We start from the raw sequence: 20,670 nt of genomic DNA, 5'->3' as shown, positions 1-20,670 counted from the left end.
ATTTTTCTTCTATATATTTTTCTTGATGTTCGTATTAGAACATTTCAAAATGAAAATTTGAAAGATTAAAATCATACGAAGTCTTAAAATCTTCGAAAACGAATTGAATAAAAAGCTTGTGCGTGCTGCTTGTAATCCTGCCTGCCAATGTTAAAAAAGTTAAAGGCCAAATGATTTACCGGCCGCTTTTTTCATCTTGGCCGCGCCATTGCCGTTTCAATAAAAACCTTACCGCGCCGTCATTTCCTTTACGCGGTTCTACATAAGCCAGCACGTCGGGGTGTTGCATCAGCCAACGCCGCACTAAGTTTTTTAGAACAGGCTGATAACCTGAAGAACCTAAGCCGCTGCCATGAACGATTTCGCCGCACACCCCGCGCTTTTTGGTGAATTCGATAAATTCATTCAGCACTTGCTGCGCTTCTTCCTGTGTGTAACCGTGTAAATCCACGTCGGCAACAACCGGATAATGGCCGTTTTGTAGGCGTTTGATGTCGTTGCTGCCCTGCCCGTTTTTACTGAATTTATCGGGCACTTCCAACCATTGCCCCTCACCTACATAAAAATAGTTTTCTTCTTCAAGCTCGGTTTCATTGTGTTTGCGCGGTTTAATAGGTGAATTATCCCGCGGAGGGATATAGCGGTTTTGACCTTTTAAAGGTTTAACGTCGCTCATCATTTTGGCGAAATCCACTTCTTCGGCTGCTTGTTTGCGGGCGGCTTTTTCTTGCTCGGCTTTGGCTTCGGCTTCTTGCTTGGCTTGTTTGCCCAGCGCTTTCAAGGTGGCTTGGAAATCTTGTTTCATAATTTACTCTGCGTTATTTATTGGTTCCGTTATAGCTATACGGTATTGCTTGCATTGTTTGCGGCATGAAATATGTGTTTTATCACTATGCTTCGCAACGCCTTAAAATGCTTCTGTATTTCAGAACTATATAGCATAAAAGTTTTCAGACAGGCATATGCCTGTCTGAAAATGTTTTTTAAGAATATTGCCTTACATCACATATCGCTTCCAATTCAAAGCGTTGATCATCAATGATGCCGGCTATTTTAGCGGCGGTTTCTGCCGGAGAACTCAAGCTTCCCTGTTTTTTTAAATCCAGAAATCGTTGCAGCATCGGAAAATGATCGGCATCGGAAGCGCGGATGGCTGCCTGCATATCGGTATCGACCACGCCAGGGGCAATGGATAAGGCGCGTATATTCGGATTGGCTTCAATATTGACACATTGTGCATGATGATCAAGCGCGGCTTTGGTGGCGCCGTACACGCTCCAGCCCGGATAGGCATTTCTGCCCGCTCCGCTTGAGATATGGATAATTTTCAGACAGGCATCGGTTGGTTTGCATGCAGCAAGGTGGTTCGCGAGCAATAAGGGAGCGGTGATATTGAGCGTAACAGCCTGCATCATGTCTGCTGCGTTTTGTTTACCTAATATAGCGTTCGGCCAGGTTGTACCGGCATTGTTAATTAACACGATATGTTTGGTGGCGCTTATAAAACGGGCCAAAACGCCCTGTGCCAGCCATATATTCAATGCCTGACTATCTGATAAATCAATTGCTTGCTGCTGCAAGTTTTCAGACAGGCATTCTTTTAAAAGATTGCGTGACAAGCCGAAAGCGGGGCAATTTTTGTCCAGATAGTATTTAGTTAAGGCTTTTCCCAATCCCCTGCTGTGGCCGGTGATAATGACTTTTTCCATATTTAACCCACCCGGTAAAAAGCCAAACTGCCAAGGAGATTAGGCAATGTGTTGACCCGTTTGCCTTTGGTCATCACGGCGCGCTCCAGAATATGGATGCCGTTTTTGACGCACAGCAGTTCGAAATCGACAATGGTACAAAAATGGATATTCGGCGTGTTATACCATTGGTACGGCATGCGTTCGGATACGGGCATATGGCCGGTTAAGCCGAGCTGCACACGGTTGCGCCAATAGCCGAAATTCGGAAAAGAAACAATCGCCTGTTTGGCCACGCGCGTGAGGTCGCGCAAAATGTTTTCCGTATTCTGCATGGCTTGGATGGTTTGGCTCAACACCAGAATATCGAAGCTGTTGGAATCGAAATCCTGCAGGCCCTGCTCCAAATCGGCCTGTATCACGTTGATGCCGCGCTCCATGGAAGCAAGCACGCCTTCGGTGTCGATTTCCACGCCGTAGCCGCTGCAATGTTTGTTTCGCACTAATGCTGAAAGCAGTTCGCCTTTGCCGCAGCCCAAATCCAAAACCCGGCTGTTTTCAGGAATCCAATCGTAAATCAGTTGCAAGTCATCGCGCAGATTCATGCTTGCAACTCCTTGTAAACATTATTCATATAAGCGCGCATGGCGCGGACATACGGCTCGTCGGTCATCAAAAAAGCATCGTGGCCGTGATACGATTCCACTTCTATATATTGCACGCTTTTTCCTGCTCTGACCAAATGTTTGACTAATGAACGTGAGCGTTCCGGTGCAAAGCGCCAGTCTGTGCTGAAGCTGGCAACAAAAAATTTGGCTTTTACATGGCTGAGCGCGGCTGATAAATCGTTGCCGTATTCGTCGGCCGGGGCGAAATAATCCAAGGCTTTGGTCATGCGCAGGTAAGAGTTGCCGTCAAAACACTCGGCAAATTTATCCCCTTGATAACGCAGATAGGATTCGATTTCAAATTCAACGCCGTAGCCGTATTGGTAACCGTCACTACGCATACTGCGGCCGAATTTTTTACCCATGCCTTTTTCGGCTAAGTAAGTGATATGCCCCATCATACGTGCGATGCGTAAACCTCGGCGGGGAATGGTGTTGTGGCGGCGGTAATGGCCGTTGTGGAAATTGGAATCGGTGATAATGGCTTGGCGCGCCACATCGTTAAACGCAATATTTTGTGCAGACAAACGCGTGGCCGAAGCAATCACCAAAGCGTGGCGCACGCGGTCGGGGAAATCAATCGTCCATTGCAAAGCCTGCATACCGCCCAAGCTGCCGCCGACAATCGCTGCCCATTGCACGATACCCAAATAATCGGCCAGCATCGCTTGGCTTTTAACCCAGTCTTTTACCGTTACCACAGGAAAGTCGGCGCCGTATTCCTCGCCGGTTTCAGGGTTTTCGCTCAAAGGCCCGGTGCTGCCGTGGCAGCCGCCGAGATTGTTCAAGCCGACCACGAAAAAACGGTTGGTATCAATCGGCTTGCCGGGGCCGACCATATTGTCCCACCAGCCGGGCGCTTTATCCTGTTCGCTATGATATCCGGCCACATGGTGGTTGCCCGACAAAGCATGGCAAATCAAAACGGCATTGCTTTTGGCCTCGTTGAGCGTTCCGTAAGTTTCAATCATCAAATCGAAACGGGGCAGCGTTTGGCCGCTTTGCAGGAGCAAAGGTGATTTAAACGGAATTTTCTGCGGGCTGACCAGCCCGACACTGTTGGCACGGTTCATAAGGCAGACATGTTTTCGGAAAAGCATTTATTATAGCGGCTTCGCCTGCTTTGTGCATTCAGACAGGCATTTTCAAACCGGCGTTTTTCAGACAGGCATCGAGCATGATCGGGCGGATCTTACGCATTATTTTATTGATTTCGATTGCGGCGATTATCATAAACCGTTTGTTTAGCAGAAAACAAAAACGGGCGCTAAATGATATTGTCCGCTTGGCTGCTTGGATGGTATTGATTGTAACCGCATTGGTTTTTCTGCTGCATCTTTTCTTCGGCATTTAAAGCCTCATGATAAAATGCCCCATTTTCCGGCAACACATTAACAAACGCTTTTCACATGACCGACTATCAAACCGCCCTATCGCAATGCCTGTCTGAACAAACTGCTACCATTGCCAGCCACACGTTAGCAAGCGGGGAAACCGTTTGGGTGCGGAAAGTAGGCAAACATGTGCCGCAATGGCGATATGCTGCATTGGGTTTGCTCAGTAAGGTATTCAAACTCGGTGCTTTGCAGCCGGTGCCCAATTTGGGTGGCGAAGCGGCGCTCGCCATAGAAGCACGCCGCCTGCAAGAGTTGGAGCAAGCCGGTGTGCCCGCGCCCAAACTGCTTGCGCAAAGCCGGAAAGCAATTATGTTCAGCTGCTTGGGGGCAAATGGGTTTATGCACGAAATAGAAAATCCTGCCACCCAGCTCGCTTCATTTGCTGAATGTTTGGCTGCAATTGCCCGTGTGCATAAAGCCGGCCAATACCTTAGCCAGGTATTTATCCGCAACATTATCCGGCAAAGCGATGGAGGCATCGGCTTTATTGATTTTGAAGACGACCCGCTACTGCATATGCAGTTGCTACAATGCCAATGCCGCGACTATTTATGCTATCTGCAATCTTCCGCCACCTGGCTTGAACGAACCGGCAATCTATCCGAAGCTGTTGCCATTTGGTGCCGACACTTTCAAAGCCTGCCTGAAAATTTGCAAACTGCTCTGCGCAAAAACTATCTGCGCGTGTTGTGGCTGAGAAAGCTGACCGCCGGTTGGATGGGAAGCGACACCCGCAGATTATCCGCGCTGGCGCAACTGCTATATCAAGCGGAAAAGGTACGGCAAAATTCCCAATAAGTTGACACAACCTACAATGCCTGTCTGAATTATTTTTCAGACAGGCATTGTTACAAACCCGCAAATGCTTGCTCTGAATAAGTATGCAAAAAATCCCTTAACGCTTCTGCGGCCGGGGAAAGCGCACGGCTGCGGCGGCGGTATAGAAAAAAACTGCGTTCTACTTGCGGCTCAGAGAGTAAACGCATCACTAGGCCATGCTGCTTTACCCAGTCGGCAGCGTATGGCAGGCATATCGTTATGCCCAACCCTGCCTTGGTCATGCCCAGCGCAGTCGAGAGGAAATTCACACGATATCGCGGATGCTTGATGTATTCGGCGGTTTCGGGCGGCAAAGTTGCCGCAAGCCTGTCTGTAAAGGGGCTGCTGAGCGTAATGAGCTGCTCCGATGCCAAATCAGTCCAATTCACAGTTTTTTGCTCCGCCAAACGGTGTTCGGGCCTCACTACCAAATAAAACGGCAATTTAAACAGCAGCTCCGATTCAATATCGCTGCCGTATGTGCGCTCCGGCCCCAAGCCAAAATCTGCCTCGCTGTCTTCCACACGCTGTAACACCTGCTCTACGCTGCAATCAATCAAATTGGTTTGAATATCAGGATATTGGCGTTGAAACGCTGCCATTACAGCCGGTAGAGCAGAAGCGGCGAGTTGCTGGGAAACAGCGATATGCACTTGCCCCTGATGAAAATTCTTCAGATTTTTTAATTCAATATCTAAAACCGATACTTCATTGATAATTCTTCTTACCTGAGGCAGCAAATAGCTGCCATAGTCTGATAAATGCAACTGCCGCGTGGTTCGGTCAAACAGCTTAACATCCAAATTATTTTCCAACTCTTTAATCAAGCCGCTTAATGCAGACTGGGTAAGATGCAGCGCCTCGGCTGCACGGGTAAAACTGCCGCAATCGGCTACGGTAATAAAGGCTTTGAGTTGACGCAGGGTAATATTCATAAGAAAACCTTATAATTAAATAATAAAAAACTAATTGTCTGATAAATAATAGCCGTTTTATGATTTATTGCATACAAATTGCTCACTTTTCTAAATTTTAATCAGCTAGATATACAAACCGTTTAACCAATAAAATTTTATTTAAATATTTAAACCTGTATTCAAGAGGAGAAACATTATGGCTGATTTGTTTGACAACCCCATGGGTTTGTGTGGTTTTGAGTTTGTTGAATTTGCCTCACCCGAATCTAATATTTTGGAGCCTTTATTTGAAAAAATGGGCTTTATATTGGTTGCAAAGCACCGATCCAAAGATGTTTTGCTCTACCGTCAGGGCGGCATTAATTTCATTGTCAACCGGGAGCCTAGAAGCGAGGCCGCTTATTTTGCCGCCGAACACGGGCCGAGCGCCTGCGGTATGGCATTCAGGGTGCGTGATGCGCATCAGGCATACAACCGCGCTTTGGAATTGGGCGCGCAGCCGATTGAGATTCCCACTTCCGTGATGGAGCTGCGCCTGCCTGCCATCAAAGGTATAGGCGGTGCGCCTCTTTATCTGATCGATCGCTTTGAAGAAGGCAAATCCATTTACGATATCGACTTTGAATTTTTACCTGATGTCGACCGCAACCCGTTCGGCTACGGCCTGAAAATCGTCGATCATCTCACCCACAATGTTTACCGCGGCCGCATGGATTATTGGGCAGGCTTTTATGAAAAGCTTTTTAACTTCAAAGAAATCCGTTATTTCGATATCAAAGGCGAATACACAGGCCTCACCAGCCGTGCGATGACTGCACCGGACGGTTTGATCCGCATCCCTTTAAACGAAGAAGCCAAACAGGGCGGCGGCCAGATTGAGGAGTATCTGATGCAGTTCGGCGGCGAAGGCATCCAGCACATTGCCCTGTTGAGCGACAACCTTCTGGAAACCATAGATCAATTGTGCGCTGCCGGCATTCCCTTAATGACTGCGCCTCCGGCCACTTATTACGAAATGCTGGATGAAAGGCTGCCGGGACACGGCGAGCCGGCAGATGAATTGCGCGCGCGCGGCATTCTGCTGGACGGCACAACCGAAGGCGGCCATCCGCGTTTATTACTGCAAATCTTTTCCGAAACCTTACTGGGCCCTGTGTTCTTCGAATTCATCCAACGCAAAGGTGATTATCGGGAAGGTTTCGGCGAAGGTAATTTCAAAGCTTTGTTTGAGTCGCTGGAGCGGGATCAGATCCGCCGTGGTGCGTTAATGTTAGAGGAATAATTAGCGCCAGATTATGGCTTTAGTGTCGTTTGAATAAAACCATTATAGATAATTTTAATTATCAAACGGCCTTTGCTTTTTAAAATAAAAATTGGAGAAATACATTGAGTCAACAGCCTTACCTTTCAGAGATTATTGATAATCGCCCTTTAGGCAAACGCCAATATTGGATTTTGGTAATTTGCGGAATTTTGATGGTATTAGACGGATTTGACGTTCAATCGGTAAGCTATGCCGCACCGGCTATTTTACAGGATTGGCAGATTGAGAAATCTGAATTGGGAGCAGTATTCGGTTCAGGATTATTCGGTTTGTTAATCGGTTCTTTGGTATTCAGCTATTTTTCCGACAAATTCGGCCGTCGTCCGATTTTACTGTGGAGCACATTGTTTTTTGCTTTATGTATGACCGCCACAGCTTTTGTTGAGAACGTTACCCAACTTGTGGTGCTGCGGTTTATTACAGGCTTGGGCTTGGGTGCGATTATGCCGAATGCAATGGCTTTGTGCGGAGAGATTACACCCAAACACCAGCGAATCTCAGTCATGATGATGATTTCTTGCGGATTTACCATAGGCGCGATGCTGGGCGGTTTTTTGGCGGCGTTTCTGATTCCGCGCTTTGGCTGGGAATCGGTATTTTTAGTTGGTGGTGTGTTGCCTTTTTTATTACTCGGCGTGATGATCAAATACATGCCTGAATCGCTGCAATATTTGGCGCTTCGCAATCCTCAAGATCCGAGGGTACGTCGTGTATTGGGAGAATTTTATCCGGGCCAGCCGCTGCCTGATAGCGTTCAGACTGCCAAAGCTCAAGGCAGCATGCCGGTTAAGGCTTTATTTGAACACGGCCGCCATACCTTCACACTGACAATTTGGGTTATCAGTCTGATGAACATGATTGCACTCTACTTTTTATCAAGCTGGATGCCCACCTTAGCCAAGCAAACCGGTATGTCGCTGGAAACTGCGGTGTTGGTTGGTGCAACGCTTCAATTGGGAGGCACGATTGGTACGGTGCTGATGGGGCGCATTATCGACAGACAGGGTTTCTACAAAGTGCTGATACCGTGTTTTGCTGTATCGGCCTTATCGATAGCGGTTCTGGGCAGCACAGTTGGATCTATCGGAGTGTTTTTTGCAGTCGTGTTTGTAATCGGATTCACCGTAATCGGCGGCCAGCCCGCAATCAATGCAATGGCAGCCAATTACTATCCTACCGAGTACCGTACTACTGGGGTGGGTTGGAGTTTAGGTGTCGGCCGTATCGGTTCGGTTATCGGGCCGGTTTTGGGAGGCTGGCTGGTACAGGCAGGTAATTTGAGCCCGCAGCAACTGTTTTATTTCGTTGCCGTACCGTCTGTTGTGATTATTGCTTTCCTCTTTTTACAGAAAATGCTCGGCATTGCCAAAGCATAATTTTCCATTACACCATGAAGGAGAAATATCATGGCTATTACTCAAGGCGTACACCACGCTGCTTACCGCTGCAAAGACGCGAAAGAAACCGTTGAATGGTATCAAAAACATTTGGATATGGACTTTGTATTGGCGATTGCGGAAGACAAAGTGCCTTCTACCGGCGAACCTGATCCGTATATGCATATTTTTTTGGATGCAGGCGGCGGCAATATTCTGGCATTTTTCGAATTGCCTACCAAACCCGAAATGGGGCGTGATCCGAACACTCCGGTGTGGACTCAGCATATTGCTTTCAAAGTGGAAAGCATGGAAAAACTGTTGGCAACCAAAGATAAGCTGATTGCCGAAGGCGTCGATGTGCTCGGGCCTGTAAACCATACTTTGTTTAAATCTATTTATTTCTTTGACCCGAGCGGCCACCGCATTGAACTGGCTTGCGACATTGCCACCGAAAAAATGAACCGGGCTTTGGATAAAGTGAAATGGGATATGCTTAACGAATGGGCGGAAACCAAACGCGCTCCGCAGCACGCCCGCTGGATCCACGACGGTACGGAACCGCCGGAAGTCTAATCAATGTTCACGTTATTCAGCCGTGCTTAATGATGAAAATGAAAACCGTATTTCGAGATAGAGCCTGAAAAGACTAAGAAGGAAAAAACATGAAATTAGCAACATTGAAACAAGGCGGTCGTGATGGCCGTTTGGTGGTCGTTAGCCGTGATTTGAGCCGTTATGTATTGCCGGAAATCCAAACCCTGCAGGCTGCTTTGGATGATTGGGAGCAAGCGGAAGAAAGTTTGAAAGCCGTTTATGACGACTTGAATGCCAACCCCGAAAAAGGCGAAGCATTCGACCCTGAAAAATGCCATTCGCCCTTGCCGCGCGCTTACCAATGGGCAGACGGCTCGGCTTATCTCAACCATGTGGAATTGGTGCGCAAAGCCCGCAATTCGGAAGTGCCCGAATCATTTTACGATGATCCTTTGATGTATCAAGGCGGTTCGGACAGCTTTATCGGCCCCCGCGATGAGATTCTCGCCCAGCCGGAATGGGGCATTGATTTTGAAGCGGAAGTGGTGGTTATCAGCGGCGATGTGAAACAAGGCGCTAGGCCTGAGGAAGCTGCAAAAGCCATCCGTTTGGTTATGCTGGTAAACGATGTGTCGCTGCGCAATTTGATTCCTGCAGAGCTAGCCAAAGGTTTCGGTTTCTTCCAAAGCAAACCCGCCAGCGCGTTCAGCCCCGTGGCCGTTACGCCCGATGAATTGGGCGATGCATGGAAAGACAATAAAGTTCACCTGCCTTTGCGCGTAACCCTCAACGGCAAGCCGTTCGGCTTTCCGAATGCCGGCGATGATATGACTTTCGACTTCGGACGCCTTTTGTCACATGTGACCAAAACACGCAATGCAGCCGCCGGTTCGATTATCGGTTCGGGCACGGTTTCCAATAAGCAAAACGATCTTTACGGCTCTTCAGTAGAAAACGGCGGCGTAGGTTATTGCTGCTTGGCGGAGCTGCGCATGTATGAAACCATTGAAACCGGCGAGCCGAAAACACCGTTTATGCAGCATGGCGATGTGGTGGAAATCGAAATGCTGGATAAGAATGGCAACAATATTTTCGGCACCATCATTAATAAGGTAAACACGAAATACTAACCTTAAACCCATGCCTGTCTGAAAGTACACGGCATCATTTTCAGACAGGCATTGCATCCAATATAGATTTATTAACAAGTGCTGCAATAAAAAACGATGCGTACCGAATTAATACTTTGCGCATTAAAACCACAAAATGAAAAAAGAGGAGGAGCACATGGATAAAGCATTATTGAGAATGAGGCCGCGGGAGGCTTTATTGATTGCCGTGATGGTGGTTGTCGTGATGGGCATAACCATGATCGGTTTTGAATGGGTGCCGCATTTATCGGTGATTTTCGTATTGTGCGGTTTACTGGTATTCGGCAAATACAAAAAGATATCGTTTAAAAACATGCAAAGCGGCATGGCTTCGGGTGTGGTATCGGGAATCGGCGCGATCTATCTCTTTTTCTTCATCGGCCTGTTGGTTTCCGCACTGATGATGGCCGGCTCGATTCCCACCTTGATTTATTACGGCTTCGAGCTGATTTCGCCAAAAATATTTTATCTTTCCGCTTTTTTGCTTACCGGTATTATCGGTATGGCTATAGGCAGCAGCCTTACCACTTGCGCCACTTTGGGCGTGGCCTTTATCGGCATGGGCAGCGCGTTTGCTGCAAATCCGGCAATTGTGGCCGGAGCGGTGGTATCCGGTGCTTTTTTCGGAGACAAAATGTCGCCGCTTTCCGACACCACCAGTATTGCTGCATCAATAGTGGGCATTGATTTGTTTGAGCATATCCGAAACATGATGTATACCACCCTGCCCGCCTTTGTGATTACCGCGATTATATTTTGGATTTTGTCCGGTAACCTCAACTCCGCTGATTTGGCCGGTGTGCAGGCTTTCAAAACGCAATTGGAGGCCAGCGGTTTGGTGCACGGCTATACTCTGCTTCCTTTCTTTGTGTTACTGGTTTTGGCTATTAAAAAAGTAAACGCTATTTACACCATTATCGCCACGATTCTAACCGCCCTACTCATCACGTTTATCCACAGCAGCCCCTCAATTTCTCAGCTGGGCAGCTACTTTTTCACAGGCTACAAGCCTAATGAAGGTGTAGATTTAGGCGAAGTGGGCAAGCTGATTTCGCGCGGCGGCATCAATAGTATGTTTTTTACCCAAACCATCGTGATTCTGGCTTTAAGCTTGGGTGGGCTATTAAACACTTTAGGCGTTTTACCGGCACTTTTGGCCGGAGTGGGCCATGTACTGACGAACGCCGGGCGCGCCACCTTTACCGTAGCCGCTACATCGTTAGGCATCAACGTGTTAATCGGCGAACAATACTTGAGCCTGCTCTTGGCCGGTAACACTTTCAAGCCGGTTTATGAAAGGCTGGGGCTGCATCCGCGCAATATCTCGCGCACCGTAGAAGACGCCGGCACCGTTATCAACCCTCTGGTACCCTGGAGCGTGTGCGGCGTGTTTATCAGCAACGTATTGGGCGTGCAAGTAATTGATTATTTACCTTATGCTTTCTTTTGCTATCTGAGTTTGACGTTGACGCTTGTGTTCGGATTCACGGGATTAACGTTGAGCAAAGCAGAAGAAGAACCCACATAATTTGTACACACGGTTTTCAGACAGGCCTGTCTGAAAACCGTGCCGAAGGATCCGTTTATGAAACTCTATTCTTATTATCGAAGCTCTGCCGCCTATCGCGTGCGCATCGCCCTGAACCTGAAAAAACTGGCTTACGATACTGCATTCATTCACTTGGTCAAGCAAGGCGGCGAGCAAAGATTGCCTGAATATGCAGCGCTAAATCCGCAAAAACTCGTTCCTTCTTTGGAAGATAAAGGGCAAATATTTACCCAATCACTGGCTATCATCGAGTATTTGGACGAAACCCATCCCGAGCATCCCCTGCTCCCCGCCGCACCCGCCGAACGCGCCCGCGTGCGCGCTCTAGCCCAGTTGATTGCCTGCGACACCCATCCTTTAAACAATTTGAGAGTGCTGCAATACTTGCAAAACCAATTGGGTGCAAGCGAAGCCGCTAAAACAGAATGGTACCGCCATTGGATTCACGAAAGCTTTACCGCTTTGGAAACCATGCTGCAATCGGTGCAAACCGGCCGCTTCTGCCATGGCGATGCGCCCACGTTGGCCGACTGTTGCCTGATTCCGCAAGTTTACAATGCCTACCGTTTTAGATGCGATTTGAATGCTTTCCCTACTATCCAACGCATTAATGCCGAATGCCTGAAGTTACCCGAATTCCAAGCCGCAGCGCCGGAAAACCAGCCGGACGCAGAATAAGCGTATGCCTGTCTGAATCTGCGAACAAGAATGTGTTTCGATAAACCTCATAAGTTGAGCATGACAAATGATTCCGGGTGGTAAGATTAAGCCTCATTACACAACAACAATCGGAGTAATAGATGTCTACCCTTCCCCAATATGATTTAAAAGGCAAAACCGTGCTGATTACCGGCGCGGCCAGCGGTATCGGACGCGATATGGCCATAGAGTTCGGCCGTGCAGGAGCCAATGTCGGCGTGGCTGATTTAAACCTTGAGCAAGCCGAAGCGGTGGCGGAACACATTTCCATCAAAGGAGGGCGGGCAATCGCCGTGGGTATGGATGTGTGCGATGAAAACCAAGTTAACGCCGGCACGGCCAAAGTGGTGCAAGCATTCGGCAGAATAGACATATTGGTGTCAAACGCCGGCATACAGATTATCAACCCGATTGATAAATTATCTTTTGCCGAATGGAAAAAAATGCTGGCCATCCATCTCGACGGCGCATTCCTCACCACGCGGGCGGCTCTGAAATATATGTATGCAGATAAGCAAGGCGGAACAGTCATTTATATGGGCTCCGTTCACTCCCACGAAGCTTCGCCGCTGAAAGCGCCCTATGTCACCGCCAAACACGGCCTGCTGGGATTGAACCGTGTATTGGCGAAAGAAGGCGCGGCGCATAATGTGCGCTCGCACGTTATCTGCCCGGGATTTGTCAAAACACCGCTGGTCGAGCAGCAAATTCCTCTGCAAGCACGGGAAAAAAACATCAGTGAAGAAGAAGTGGTTAAAAACATTATGCTGGGCAATACGGTTGATAGTGAGTTTACAACCACGGAAGATATCACTCAGCTTGCCTTATTTTTGGCGGCCTTTCCCAGCAATGTATTTACCGGGCAGTCTTTTATTGCCAGCCACGGCTGGTCTATGAAATAACCATAAGGAGAAAAAATGAACAAACTTTACCCTGATGCGGCCACAGCGCTAAACGATATCGTAGCAAACGGCCAAACCATCGCCGTGGGCGGTTTCGGCTTGTGCGGCATCCCGGAAGCGCTGATTACCGCCCTGCGCGACAGCGGCGTGAGCGGTCTCACCTGCATCAGCAACAACGCAGGCGTCGACGGCTTCGGCCTAGGCCTTTTATTGGAAAGCCACCAAATCAAAAAAATGATTGCTTCTTATGTTGGCGAAAACAAAGAATTCGAGCGGCAATTTTTATCGGGTGAACTAGAAGTAGAGCTCACCCCGCAAGGCACCTTGGCAGAAAAACTGCGTGCAGGCGGTGCGGGCATTCCTGCTTTTTACACTCGCACCGGTGTAGGCACACAAGTAGCGGAAGGTAAAGAAACACGCGAATTCGACGGGCTGGAATATGTGATGGAGCGTTCGCTCACAGCCGATGTTTCCCTGGTTAAAGCCTGGAAAGCCGATAAAACCGGCAATCTTGTTTTCCGCAAAACTGCGCGCAATTTCAACCCTGATGTTGCCTCTGCCGGAAAAATCACCATAGCGGAAGTAGAAGAAATCGTGGAAGTCGGCGAGCTGGATCCCGACTGCATCCACTTACCCGGCATTTATGTACATAGAATTATCATTAACAAAAATCCAGAAAAACGCATCGAACAACGCACCACAAGGGAGGCATAAGCATGGCTTGGACACGAGAACAAATGGCGCAACGCGCCGCCAAAGAGCTGCAAGACGGATTCTACGTCAACCTCGGCATCGGCCTGCCCACATTGGTTGCCAACTACATCCCCAAAGGCATGGACGTGATGCTGCAATCTGAAAACGGCCTCTTGGGCATAGGCGCTTTCCCCACCGAAGAAGAAATCGACCCCGACCTGATCAACGCAGGCAAGCAAACCGTTACCGCCCAACCCGGCGCCAGCTTTTTCCCCAGCTCCCAATCTTTCGCCATGATACGCGGCGGAAAAATCAATCTGGCGATTCTCGGCGCGATGGAAGTATCCGAGCAAGGCGACCTGGCCAATTGGATGATTCCCGGCAAAATGGTTAAAGGCATGGGCGGCGCAATGGATTTGGTGGCCGGCGTGCAGCGCGTGATTGTATTGATGGAGCACACCGCCAAAGGCGGCGCATTTAAAATCAAACCGCAGTGCGATCTGCCGCTAACCGGCAAACAAGTGGTGCACCGCATCATCACAGACTTGGGCGTATTGGATGTGGTTGAAGGCAAATTAAAACTGGTCGAGCTGGCTGTTGGCGTGAGCTTTGAAGAGTTGCAGGCTGCCACCGGCGTAACCATTGTGCAATAACGATATGCCTGTCTGAAAACCGCTTAACTTTTTCAGATAGGCATAGTTTGAAAGGTTGTATCTTATGAACAAAGAAATCGTCATCGTTGCCGCCAAGCGCACTCCTATCGGCAGCTTTTCGGGCAGCCTTGCCGGTGTACGAGCCCCCGATTTGGGCGCGGCGGTCATCAAAGCCTTGCTGGATCAAACCGCTGTTGCCCCGGAAACCGTGAGCGAAGTGATTATGGGCAATGTGCTGACTACCGGCATCGGTCAAAATCCCGCCCGCCAAGCCGCTATATCGGCCGGGGTGCCTGCAAAAACACCTGCTACCACGGTAAACGTGGTGTGCGGTTCGGGGCTGAAAGCCGTGCAAATGGCTGCGCAAGCGGTTGCCTGCGGCGACGCCGAAATCGTGATTGCCGGCGGGCAGGAATCTATGTCGCAAAGCCCACATTTCATTCACATGCGCGGCGGCATAAAAATGGGTAACGGTGAATTGACCGACAGCATGGTGTTCGACGGCCTCACCGATATTTACAACCGCTACCACATGGGCATTACCGCGGAAAACATCGCCGAACGTCTCAATATCGGCCGCCAAGAGCAAGACACATTTGCCCTGCAATCTCAGCAAAAGGCCGCAGCCGCACAAGCAGCCGGCAAATTCGATGAAGAAGTCGTGCCCGTGTCCATTGCCCAGCGCAAAGGCGACCCGATCAGCTTTGAGCGCGACGAATACATCAAAGCCGGCAGCAGTGCCGAAAAACTCGCCGCTTTGCGCCCCGCGTTCAAAAAAGACGGCACAGTAACCGCAGGCAATGCTTCCGGCATCAACGACGGTGCCGCCGCCGTGATGGTGATGAGTGCCGAAAAAGCCGCCGAACTCGGCCTGAAGCCGCTTGCAACCATCCGTGGTTACGCCGCCACCGGTATCGAGCCGGAAATAATGGGATTAGGCCCGGTTGATGCGGTTAAGCACACGCTGAACAAAGCCGGCTGGCGTATCGAAGACGTGGATTTATTTGAAGCCAACGAAGCCTTTGCCGTGCAGTCTTTGGGGGTAATGCAGCAATTGGGTCTGCCGCCGGAAAAAACCAATATTAACGGCGGTGCCATTGCGCTGGGCCATCCCATCGGCGCATCCGGCTGCCGCATTCTCGTAACCCTGCTGCACGAAATGCAGCGCAGCGGTAAACGCAAAGGCATTGCCACTTTATGCGTGGGCGGCGGCATGGGGCTGGCTTTAGCGGTGGAACGCGGATAACCTCGCAATGCCTGTCTGAAAAACTTAGGCTATAATACTCAAATGCCTGTCTGAAAAAGAGGATTCAGACAGGCATCTACCGTAAAACTTCAAGAAGGAATATCCATGCCTAGAAAAACAGAAATCAACAAAGGCAAAATCAAAGACAATGCCTTAAAAGCGCTGGTTAAATCCAATTTATTCCAGCCCAAAATCCACAAGCCGAAAAAAGGCAAAGGGTCTTACAGCCGAAAAGGCAATAAGCAATCAGGTTTTTTGATAAGCAAAAAACCTGATTTTTTATGCCTGTCTGAAAAATCGTTTATCCGTCATACTGTTCCAAGCGGATACTTTCACTTAAAATAGCCGCTTTGTTTTATTTCGCTGCCCAACATCATGAATATTCTGCAATTAGAAAACTGCTTTTTCGCCGTCGGCCATGTTGCGCTGCTGGCCAACACTTCGTTCCAGCTCGATGCCGGAGAAAAAGTCGGCCTTATCGGGCGCAACGGCGCGGGCAAGTCTTCTTTGCTGAAAATTTTGGCAGGCGTGCAAAAACCCGATGACGGGCAGCTGATCGTGCAAAACGGCCTGAAAACCGTGTATGTGCCGCAGGAAAGTTTTTTCGATGCGTCGGCCACGGTGTTTGATGTGGTTGCCGAAGGTTTGGGCGATCTGCGCGACTTATTGCGCCGCTACCACCAAGTCAGCCTGCGCTTGGAAAACGAACAATCGGAAGCCTTGCTCAAAGAGCTGAATACCCTGCAAACCGAATTGGAAACGCTTGACGGCTGGCAGTTTGACGCCGCCATCAAGCAAACCGTCAGCGAATTAGGCCTGCCTGAAAACGAAACCATAGCCAACCTTTCCGGCGGCCAGAAAAAACGCGTCGCGTTGGCGCAGGCATGGGTGCAAAAACCGGACATACTGCTTTTAGACGAACCCACCAACCACCTTGATATAGATGCGATTATCTGGCTGGAAAACCTGCTCCGGCAATTTAGCGGCAGCATCATCGTGATTACACACGACCGACGCTTTCTCGACAATATCGCCAACCGCATCGTCGAGCTGGATCGCGGCATATTGCGCTCATATCCCGGCTCTTTCTCCAAATACAGCGAGAAAAAAGCGCAAGAATTGGCGGTAGAAGCCGAGCACAACCGCTTGTTTGATAAGTTTCATGCCCAAGAAGAAGCGTGGATACGCAAAGGCATCGAAGCGCGCCGCACCCGCAACGAAGGCCGCGTGCGCCGTTTGGAAGAACTGCGCCGCCAGCGTGCCGAGCGCCGCGAGCGGCAAGGCCAAGTCAATTTCAAACTCAGCAGCGGCGAGAAAAGCGGCAAAATCATTGCCGAATTGGAACACGCAGGCTTCAGTTACGGCGATAAAGTAATTATGAACCCGTTTTCCACCGTGATTCAGCGCGGCGACAAAATCGGCTTAATCGGCCCGAACGGCATCGGCAAAACCACCTTCCTCAAGCTGATTTTAGGCGAATTGCAGCCGACCTACGGCAAAATCCGCTTGGGCAGCAAACAGGAAGTGGCTTATTTCGACCAATTCAGAAGCGCGCTCAACGAAAACGACACCGTGTTTTACACGCTCGGACAAGGCAATGATTATGTGGAAATCGGCGGTAAAAAACGGCATGTGATGAGCTATCTTGAAGATTTTCTTTTCCACCCTGCACGCGCCCAAAGCCCGGTTTCTTCGCTTTCCGGCGGCGAGCGCAACCGCCTGCTGCTCGCCAAGCTGTTTACTAAACCCGCCAATATTCTGGTGCTTGACGAGCCGACTAACGATTTAGACATCGACACGCAGGAGTTGTTGGAAGAATTACTGCGCGACTATCAAGGCACGGTGTTTCTGGTGAGCCACGACCGGATGTTTCTTGATAATGTGATTACACAAAGCATTGTTTTCGAAGGAGAAGGCCGCCTGAAAGAATACATTGGAGGCTATCAGGATTATCTCGATGCCAAAGCGCGCGAAGAAGTTATTCAAGCCGCGCCGGCCAAAACGGCGGCCGCTGCCGAGCCCGAAAAAAATACCCGCTCCAAACAAAACCGCACGGTCAAACTTTCTTATAAAGAGCAACGCGAACTCGACGCCCTGCCCGACGAAATCACCGCGCTCGAAGCCGAGCAGGCTGAATTAACCGCGCAGCTTTCCGATCCCGAAATCTTCAAAGATTACGAACAAGCCGCCAAGCTGCAAACGCGTTCGGAAGAAATCGAAATGCTGCTGCTGGAAAAGCTGGAGCGCTGGGAAATTTTGGAAAACAAACAAAACGGTATCGAACAATAAACAATGCCTGTCTGAAAAGCTTTCAGACAGGCATTCTCCATAAAATAATCAATCAATATAAACAAACTTAGCGCGCTTCACGTTACACAAAAGCTCGTAAGCAATCGTGCCCGCGCTCTGCGCCACTTCGTTGACATCTATCTTATCGCCCCACAGCTCCACTTCGCTGCCGATGGTGCCATCCGTGCCGTTCAAGTCAACGGTAATCATGTCCATAGACACGCAGCCGATAATCCGGCTGCGCACGCCGTTTATCGCAACAGGACTGCCGGTTGATGCACGTCTCGGATAGCCGTCGGCGTAGCCGCAGGCAATCAGGCCAACGCGGGTTGAGCGTTTGGTGTAGAAAACGGCACCATAACCCACCGGCTCATGCGGCTGTAAAACCCGTTCGTCAAATACTTTGGTCGATAAACGCATTACCGGCTTGATGCGCGTATCATGTTCCAAAAACGGATCCACGCCATATAAAGCAAGCCCCGCACGCCCCCAATCCCGCCGCGCCGCCGGATAAGCCAGCATCGCGGCGGAATTGGTCAAACTTTCTTCGCCTTCCAAACCATGGCAGGCAGTGTCAAACGTTTCGATTTGTATATCCGTCATACCGCTGTCTGCATCGTCGGCGCAGGCAAAATGGCTGAATTTCACAATATCCGACACTTTCGGGCTTTGCTTCAAAGTATGATAAGCAGATGCATAATTATGCGGGAAAAATCCTGCACGGTGCATGCCCGAATCCATTTTCAGCCAAACTTTAACCGGCTCTTTCCAATCATGATTCAACAAAGCTTCGAGCTGCCATTGGCTGCCCACAACCGGCCATAAACCGTGTTTGTCAACCAAATCATACTCAGCCGTATCAAATACGCCTTCTAAAAGCACAATCGGCTTACCCACACCGGCTTCACGCAATTCCAAAGCTTCTTCGATACATGCGACGGCAAAACCGTCGGCCAAGTCTTCCAACGCCAGAGCGCACCGCACCGCGCCATGCCCATAGGCATCCGCTTTCAAAACCGCCAAAAGCTTACCGCCGTGGATTTGCTTTAAAGTGCGGTAATTGTCACGCAAACGGTTTAAATAAATTTCTGCCCGCAATGGCCGCATTTGAATATTCCTTAAATGATTAAAAATGAAACAAAGCCGCCCGAATTATGGCAGCCTGTCTGAAAACTTCCAAGCACCTAAATCAAGATTTTCATCAAACAAGTTGATCCTGCCCACCGCCACGCGCACCAAGCGCAGGCAAGGATAACCAGCTTTCGCCGTCATCCTGCGCACTTGCCTGTTTTTTCCTTCGCTAATTTTCACTTCCAGCCAAAAATCAGGCACTGTTTTACGCACCCTTATCGGGGGATTGCGCGGCCAAAGCAGTGCCGTTTCTTCCGCTTCCATCACGCGCACTTTGGCGGGTTTGGCCGTAAAATCCCCCAAATCCATGCCTTTACGTAAAACATCAAGCTTTGCTTGATTCGGCTCGCCTTCCACTTGCGCCCAATATGTTTTTTCCAACTTGAATTTAGGCTCGGCAATCCGGGCCTGCAAACGCCCGTCGTCGGTCAGCAAAAGTAAGCCTTCGCTATCGGTATCCAGCCTTCCCGCCGGATAAAATCCTTTTGCATCAATATAATCTTTCAGCGATTGATGTTCTTCATGAGGGCTGAATTGGCAGATAACGCCAAAGGGTTTATTAAAGATAATCAGATGTGCCATTGCGGGTTACAGCATAAACAATAAAATAAATATCGCCGGAAACTTGATACTCAATATTTAAGTTTCACAGCCACAGGCAGATAAACGGCAATATTTTACCTTAAATCTGCTCCGTTTATCCGCCCGATAAAATAAAACAATATTTCCCAACCTTGTCAAACCACACAACACCCTCTAAAGTTCAATCATCTTACCTTTGAAAGAAAGTAACATTATGTTTTTCGTATTGTCTCCCGCTAAAAACCTGAATGAAAAAGACCCTTCGCCCATAAAGCATTTCACACAACCCGAATTGCTGAATCAAGCCGAGGAGTTAATGAAAGAAGTGAAAACACTTGCGCCGCAGGAGATTGCCGCACTGATGCATGTTTCCGATAAAATCGCCCTGCTCAATGCCGAACGCAATGCCGCATGGCACACGCCTTTCACTCCGGAAAATGCAAAACAGGTGGTTTTTATGTTTAACGGTGACGTGTATGAAGGCATTGACGCGCCAAGTCTTGCGCCCAAAGAAATAGACTACCTGCAAAACCATGTACGCCTGCTTTCCGGCCTCTACGGCCTGCTCCGCCCGCTTGATTTGATGCAGCCTTACCGCTTGGAAATGGGCACGCCGTTTGCCAATTCGCGCGGTAAAAACCTTTATGAATTCTGGGGCGAGCGCATTACCGATTTACTGAATCAAACCCTGCAACAAGCCGATACCGATATTTTGATCAATCTGGCTTCGCAAGAATATTTCAAAGCCGTAAATACCCGCAAACTCAATGCACGCGTGATTACACCTGTGTTTAAAGATGAAAAAAACGGGCAGTACAAAGTTATCAGTTTTTATGCAAAACGCGCGCGCGGGCTGATGGTGCGTTATGCCGCAGAACACGGCATTACCGAACCGGAGGGTTTGAAAAATTTCGATTACGAAGGCTATGTATTCAACCCGGCCGCTTCAAACGAAAACGAATGGGTATTTTTGCGCAACGAACAATCCAAATAAAAACAAAAAGCTACTTTACATCCATTAAAAAAGCTTGGCAAAGCGTCGGTTTTCC

Annotated in this window: 22 protein-coding genes; 15 read left to right on the top strand and 7 right to left on the bottom strand. The window is 49.1% G+C overall.

Features of this window, described 5'->3' with window-relative positions; translation table 11 throughout:
- Positions 1–175 precede the first annotated feature (175 nt).
- The 4 genes from HMPREF9370_RS07155 to metX form a co-directional block, all read right to left on the bottom strand.
- Positions 176–805 (bottom strand): Smr/MutS family protein, encoded by a 630-nt coding sequence (locus HMPREF9370_RS07155; RefSeq protein ID WP_009116747.1) that lies wholly within the window; start codon positions 803–805, stop codon positions 176–178.
- Positions 806–983: 178 nt separating this feature from the next.
- Positions 984–1,709, bottom strand: coding sequence for an SDR family NAD(P)-dependent oxidoreductase (locus tag HMPREF9370_RS07150; protein WP_009116746.1), 726 nt, complete (start codon positions 1,707–1,709; stop codon positions 984–986).
- 2 nt (positions 1,710–1,711) lie between these two features.
- Complete coding sequence (metW, locus tag HMPREF9370_RS07145) at positions 1,712–2,293, bottom strand: methionine biosynthesis protein MetW (RefSeq protein ID WP_009116745.1); 582 nt, start codon at positions 2,291–2,293, stop codon at positions 1,712–1,714.
- The gene (metX, locus tag HMPREF9370_RS07140; RefSeq protein WP_040667026.1) at positions 2,290–3,429 is read right to left on the bottom strand and encodes a homoserine O-succinyltransferase MetX; all 1,140 of its coding nucleotides are present in this window, start codon (positions 3,427–3,429) and stop codon (positions 2,290–2,292) included. The genes metW and metX overlap by 4 nt, the downstream gene beginning before the upstream one ends.
- Before the next feature lie 104 nt (positions 3,430–3,533).
- Here metX and HMPREF9370_RS12040 point away from each other — a divergent pair, with 104 nt between their 5' ends.
- Complete coding sequence (locus tag HMPREF9370_RS12040; protein ID WP_156792983.1) at positions 3,534–3,710, top strand: protein MIGRI; 177 nt, start codon at positions 3,534–3,536, stop codon at positions 3,708–3,710.
- A 55-nt stretch (positions 3,711–3,765) separates the two neighbouring features.
- Positions 3,766–4,551: a BUD32 family EKC/KEOPS complex subunit gene (locus tag HMPREF9370_RS07135; protein WP_009116742.1), complete on the top strand. Its 786-nt coding sequence runs from the start codon at positions 3,766–3,768 to the stop codon at positions 4,549–4,551.
- Positions 4,552–4,601: 50 nt separating this feature from the next.
- Here the strand turns inward: HMPREF9370_RS07135 and HMPREF9370_RS07130 are convergent, their stop codons facing one another.
- Positions 4,602–5,507 carry a LysR family transcriptional regulator gene (locus tag HMPREF9370_RS07130; protein WP_009116741.1) on the bottom strand — a complete coding sequence of 302 codons (906 nt, stop codon included), beginning with the start codon at positions 5,505–5,507 and terminating at the stop codon, positions 4,602–4,604.
- A gap of 178 nt (positions 5,508–5,685) precedes the next feature.
- Here HMPREF9370_RS07130 and hppD point away from each other — a divergent pair, with 178 nt between their 5' ends.
- The 12 genes from hppD (at position 5,686) to HMPREF9370_RS07070 (ending at position 17,908) form a co-directional block, all read left to right on the top strand.
- Positions 5,686–6,771 (top strand): 4-hydroxyphenylpyruvate dioxygenase, encoded by a 1,086-nt coding sequence (gene hppD / locus HMPREF9370_RS07125; RefSeq protein ID WP_009116740.1) that lies wholly within the window; start codon positions 5,686–5,688, stop codon positions 6,769–6,771.
- 104 nt (positions 6,772–6,875) lie between these two features.
- A complete protein-coding gene (locus HMPREF9370_RS07120) occupies positions 6,876–8,189 on the top strand; it encodes an MFS transporter (protein WP_009116739.1) in 1,314 nt (437 codons plus the stop codon).
- A gap of 30 nt (positions 8,190–8,219) precedes the next feature.
- Entirely contained in the window at positions 8,220–8,765 is a 546-nt protein-coding gene (locus HMPREF9370_RS07115; protein ID WP_009116738.1) for a VOC family protein, read from the top strand.
- 89 nt (positions 8,766–8,854) lie between these two features.
- Positions 8,855–9,856 carry a fumarylacetoacetate hydrolase family protein gene (locus tag HMPREF9370_RS07110; protein ID WP_009116737.1) on the top strand — a complete coding sequence of 334 codons (1,002 nt, stop codon included), beginning with the start codon at positions 8,855–8,857 and terminating at the stop codon, positions 9,854–9,856.
- A 157-nt stretch (positions 9,857–10,013) separates the two neighbouring features.
- Positions 10,014–11,405 carry a Na+/H+ antiporter NhaC gene (gene nhaC, locus HMPREF9370_RS07105; RefSeq protein WP_040667024.1) on the top strand — a complete coding sequence of 464 codons (1,392 nt, stop codon included), beginning with the start codon at positions 10,014–10,016 and terminating at the stop codon, positions 11,403–11,405.
- 57 nt (positions 11,406–11,462) lie between these two features.
- Positions 11,463–12,104 (top strand): maleylacetoacetate isomerase, encoded by a 642-nt coding sequence (maiA, locus tag HMPREF9370_RS07100; RefSeq protein ID WP_009116735.1) that lies wholly within the window; start codon positions 11,463–11,465, stop codon positions 12,102–12,104.
- A gap of 122 nt (positions 12,105–12,226) precedes the next feature.
- Positions 12,227–13,027 (top strand): 3-hydroxybutyrate dehydrogenase, encoded by an 801-nt coding sequence (locus HMPREF9370_RS07095; protein WP_009116734.1) that lies wholly within the window; start codon positions 12,227–12,229, stop codon positions 13,025–13,027.
- 15 nt (positions 13,028–13,042) lie between these two features.
- Positions 13,043–13,741 (top strand): CoA transferase subunit A, encoded by a 699-nt coding sequence (locus HMPREF9370_RS07090; RefSeq protein ID WP_009116733.1) that lies wholly within the window; start codon positions 13,043–13,045, stop codon positions 13,739–13,741.
- Between the two features lie 2 nt (positions 13,742–13,743).
- Positions 13,744–14,373 (top strand): CoA transferase subunit B, encoded by a 630-nt coding sequence (locus HMPREF9370_RS07085; protein WP_009116732.1) that lies wholly within the window; start codon positions 13,744–13,746, stop codon positions 14,371–14,373.
- A gap of 64 nt (positions 14,374–14,437) precedes the next feature.
- Positions 14,438–15,619: an acetyl-CoA C-acetyltransferase gene (locus HMPREF9370_RS07080; protein ID WP_009116731.1), complete on the top strand. Its 1,182-nt coding sequence runs from the start codon at positions 14,438–14,440 to the stop codon at positions 15,617–15,619.
- A 105-nt stretch (positions 15,620–15,724) separates the two neighbouring features.
- Positions 15,725–15,964, top strand: a complete 240-nt coding sequence (locus HMPREF9370_RS07075; RefSeq protein WP_009116730.1) for a ribosome alternative rescue factor ArfA — start codon at positions 15,725–15,727, stop codon at positions 15,962–15,964.
- 30 nt (positions 15,965–15,994) lie between these two features.
- Positions 15,995–17,908 (top strand): ATP-binding cassette domain-containing protein, encoded by a 1,914-nt coding sequence (locus tag HMPREF9370_RS07070; protein WP_009116729.1) that lies wholly within the window; start codon positions 15,995–15,997, stop codon positions 17,906–17,908.
- 48 nt (positions 17,909–17,956) lie between these two features.
- Here the strand turns inward: HMPREF9370_RS07070 and alr are convergent, their stop codons facing one another.
- Positions 17,957–19,015, bottom strand: a complete 1,059-nt coding sequence (gene alr / locus HMPREF9370_RS07065; protein ID WP_009116728.1) for an alanine racemase — start codon at positions 19,013–19,015, stop codon at positions 17,957–17,959.
- 45 nt (positions 19,016–19,060) lie between these two features.
- Positions 19,061–19,621, bottom strand: a complete 561-nt coding sequence (locus HMPREF9370_RS07060) for a pseudouridine synthase (RefSeq protein WP_009116727.1) — start codon at positions 19,619–19,621, stop codon at positions 19,061–19,063.
- A gap of 214 nt (positions 19,622–19,835) precedes the next feature.
- On the opposite strand from HMPREF9370_RS07060, the gene yaaA reads away from it, so the two are divergent.
- Positions 19,836–20,615: a peroxide stress protein YaaA gene (gene yaaA, locus HMPREF9370_RS07055; protein ID WP_009116726.1), complete on the top strand. Its 780-nt coding sequence runs from the start codon at positions 19,836–19,838 to the stop codon at positions 20,613–20,615.
- Positions 20,616–20,670 lie beyond the last annotated feature (55 nt).

Source organism: Neisseria wadsworthii 9715 (genome assembly GCF_000227765.1).
In the GTDB taxonomy this organism is placed as follows: domain Bacteria; phylum Pseudomonadota; class Gammaproteobacteria; order Burkholderiales; family Neisseriaceae; genus Neisseria; species Neisseria wadsworthii.
This window is presented reverse-complemented; position numbering and strand designations above follow the sequence as displayed.

Coding starts and splice junctions, on each gene's coding strand:
- alr (WP_009116728.1), bottom strand. CDS start 19,015: ATGCGGCCATTGCGGGCAGAAATTTATTTAAACCGTTTGCGTGACAAT.
- hppD (WP_009116740.1), top strand. CDS start 5,686: ATGGCTGATTTGTTTGACAACCCCATGGGTTTGTGTGGTTTTGAGTTT.
- HMPREF9370_RS07060 (WP_009116727.1), bottom strand. CDS start 19,621: ATGGCACATCTGATTATCTTTAATAAACCCTTTGGCGTTATCTGCCAA.
- nhaC (WP_040667024.1), top strand. CDS start 10,014: ATGGATAAAGCATTATTGAGAATGAGGCCGCGGGAGGCTTTATTGATT.
- HMPREF9370_RS07095 (WP_009116734.1), top strand. CDS start 12,227: ATGTCTACCCTTCCCCAATATGATTTAAAAGGCAAAACCGTGCTGATT.
- HMPREF9370_RS07135 (WP_009116742.1), top strand. CDS start 3,766: ATGACCGACTATCAAACCGCCCTATCGCAATGCCTGTCTGAACAAACT.
- metW (WP_009116745.1), bottom strand. CDS start 2,293: ATGAATCTGCGCGATGACTTGCAACTGATTTACGATTGGATTCCTGAA.
- HMPREF9370_RS07080 (WP_009116731.1), top strand. CDS start 14,438: ATGAACAAAGAAATCGTCATCGTTGCCGCCAAGCGCACTCCTATCGGC.
- HMPREF9370_RS07075 (WP_009116730.1), top strand. CDS start 15,725: ATGCCTAGAAAAACAGAAATCAACAAAGGCAAAATCAAAGACAATGCC.
- HMPREF9370_RS07070 (WP_009116729.1), top strand. CDS start 15,995: ATGAATATTCTGCAATTAGAAAACTGCTTTTTCGCCGTCGGCCATGTT.
- HMPREF9370_RS07155 (WP_009116747.1), bottom strand. CDS start 805: ATGAAACAAGATTTCCAAGCCACCTTGAAAGCGCTGGGCAAACAAGCC.
- yaaA (WP_009116726.1), top strand. CDS start 19,836: ATGTTTTTCGTATTGTCTCCCGCTAAAAACCTGAATGAAAAAGACCCT.
- HMPREF9370_RS07085 (WP_009116732.1), top strand. CDS start 13,744: ATGGCTTGGACACGAGAACAAATGGCGCAACGCGCCGCCAAAGAGCTG.
- HMPREF9370_RS07110 (WP_009116737.1), top strand. CDS start 8,855: ATGAAATTAGCAACATTGAAACAAGGCGGTCGTGATGGCCGTTTGGTG.
- HMPREF9370_RS07150 (WP_009116746.1), bottom strand. CDS start 1,709: ATGGAAAAAGTCATTATCACCGGCCACAGCAGGGGATTGGGAAAAGCC.
- maiA (WP_009116735.1), top strand. CDS start 11,463: ATGAAACTCTATTCTTATTATCGAAGCTCTGCCGCCTATCGCGTGCGC.
- HMPREF9370_RS07115 (WP_009116738.1), top strand. CDS start 8,220: ATGGCTATTACTCAAGGCGTACACCACGCTGCTTACCGCTGCAAAGAC.
- metX (WP_040667026.1), bottom strand. CDS start 3,429: ATGAACCGTGCCAACAGTGTCGGGCTGGTCAGCCCGCAGAAAATTCCG.
- HMPREF9370_RS12040 (WP_156792983.1), top strand. CDS start 3,534: ATGATCGGGCGGATCTTACGCATTATTTTATTGATTTCGATTGCGGCG.
- HMPREF9370_RS07090 (WP_009116733.1), top strand. CDS start 13,043: ATGAACAAACTTTACCCTGATGCGGCCACAGCGCTAAACGATATCGTA.
- HMPREF9370_RS07130 (WP_009116741.1), bottom strand. CDS start 5,507: ATGAATATTACCCTGCGTCAACTCAAAGCCTTTATTACCGTAGCCGAT.